Annotated in this window: 2 protein-coding genes; both read right to left on the minus strand. The window is 48.2% G+C overall.

Annotation, left to right across the window (positions count from 1 at the left end; all coding sequences use genetic code 11):
* Positions 1-600, minus strand: a 600-nt coding sequence (locus F3741_07530; GenBank protein MZG30647.1) for a nitrate oxidoreductase subunit beta, incomplete at its 3' end; no start/stop codon positions are given.
* Positions 601-682: 82 nt separating this feature from the next.
* Positions 683-2,277: nitrate oxidoreductase subunit alpha (locus F3741_07535; protein ID MZG30648.1), on the minus strand; the 1,595-nt coding region annotated here is incomplete at its 5' end.

A 2,277-nucleotide genomic window follows, 5' to 3' on the forward strand; every position in this document is an offset into this window, starting at 1 on the left:
GTAGATCGCCTTACGAGGACACGCCGCCAGACAGCCCGGATACGTGCAGTGGTTACAAATGCGTTGCAGATAGAAAAACCAGATTTTATGCTCAGGCAGTACTGACCGTGTGCCGTTGTCACCACCGAACGTTCCCTCGCGGGACTGGGTGAACTCACGACCATGAGCGGTATCTTCACCGAAGTTCGGGAAACGCCACTCTTCATCAGTCGGTACATAACCGATTGCTTGCTGATTCAAACCGATCTTGGCTGGCGCTTCGAAGATGGTCACACCTTCGTATACACCATGGATCGCTTTGTTTGAGGTCTTACGGACGTTCCATACATTCTGTCCTGGATTGGACTGCTCCAGCATTTTCAGGATCTTCCAATCCCAAAACTGAGGATATCCACCGTAAGGCTTCGTTTCTACATTATTCCACCACATATACTCCTGTCCCTTTGAAAAGGTCCAGGTAGATTTATGGGCCATCGTACAGGTCTGACAAGCAATACAACGGTTCGTATTGAATACGAACGTGAACTGCTCTTTCGGATGCTTTTCGTCGTAGACGTATGTGGCCATCCGACCTAGCTGCCAGTTATAGACTTCAGGCATTATCGTACCTCCTTATTAACATTGGTTAGACGTTGAAATACCAAATGGCGGCCCTCCCATAATTGGGAGGACCACCTTTTGCTTAGATTTTCACACGGATATACTGACCCGCCAGATACATCTCGGCAAAACGGTCTTTCAACGGTGATTCCGGGGTATAACCAGTTCGAACTGGTTCCCAGAGTCCTTTACCATGTAAACCACCATCTTCAGCTTTAGAGAATTTAACCAGCGTTTCTTTCGGTACAGCATTAACCGCATGGTTATCAGCCTCATAGCCGTGTTTGAATTTCATCTTGGTTTTTGCTTTATGGAACAGACTGTCAGTCTGATGCATAGGCATCAACCAAGAACGCGTGATGGACTGCTGACCACCATACCGGAAGTTACTCTGATAAGGTGTGGTCATTGACATCGCACGTCCGTCAGGCCGTTCTTCGTGAGCCTTAACGGTACGCTCGGTGGCGATCCATGTTGCGTGCTTCATCATGGTGGTGTGATACGGATATGCCGGGTTGTACTTCGCCCGCAGCATGAGCCGTGCCACTTTATACCTTGGATCTGAAGGCTTCCAACCCATGTAAGGACGATCCGCAGGATTCGCATCACAATAGATATAGTCACCATCGTTGATTCCAAGATCTTTACACAAGAATGGGTTCATGTGAACCTGCCACTCACCAACACCCGGAGAACGCTTATCCATTCGATAAGGATCACCAAAGTTGTTGTTCCAGATCATGTTCCAGTCAGTGGTTGCCCAGGAACTGTGAGCTGTATGGCGAGATTTAGGTGTAACACAATAGAACCGATATCCTTTTTCCCACAAGAAGTTTTTGGTCGTACGTACAGCAGACCAGGGCTTCTTGATGTTCCGTACATGACGCAGATCCGGATCCTGCTCGTCTTCCGGGATTCCGTAGTCATCCGGACGGATGTAAGGATTGGTTGAAACGATTACGTTCGGCAGGTAAGGCGTTGCTTCTGGACCTTCCCGATGAACGATGAAGTTTTCACCATACTCAATCGCTTCAGGCTCATCGTTGTAGAACTGGATGCGGCCATTAGGCGTGTAGTAAGGTTTAGACTCCGTATACATCTCCCAGAAAGGAGACCGGGGATAGGTTCTGAACAGCATCAGACAACATCCCGGCTCACCATACTTACCGTTGATGATATCATCAATGTTGTAACCCATACCCGTTGTAGAAGTCGTGAACAAGCGGCGAATCATAGCTTTGGTGCGGTTAGGCGCTTTACCTTCATAAACTTTCATGAAGTCAGCAAAACGCTTGTCACCGGTAACTTCAGCCATGCGGCGCGCGAACTCACGGTGGATCAAGTTATCATCGATGGTATCGAAGATAGGCTTGATGCCGGTTCCGCCCCAGATCTGATGGAACGGATTAGAACATGCAGAAGTGATTTCATAACTTTCGAACTCAGCCCAGCTGTTCGGAGCAAGTACGATATCACTGTACTCACAGGAACCGGTGAACTCGATGTCCTGAGCTACGATCATGTCCACGTTGTTATTCGTGTTGAATACCAACTCGTAGAACCACTTAGCATTGTTGATAACGTTAACGTTAACAAACCATACCAGCTTGGTAGGCGTAGGCATATGCGTACGTCCCGTGAATACCTTTCGGCCATAGCGTGGGGTATTTACGATCA

The sequence above is a fragment of the Nitrospinota bacterium genome, assembly GCA_009873635.1.
In the GTDB taxonomy this organism is placed as follows: domain Bacteria; phylum Nitrospinota; class Nitrospinia; order Nitrospinales; family VA-1; genus LS-NOB.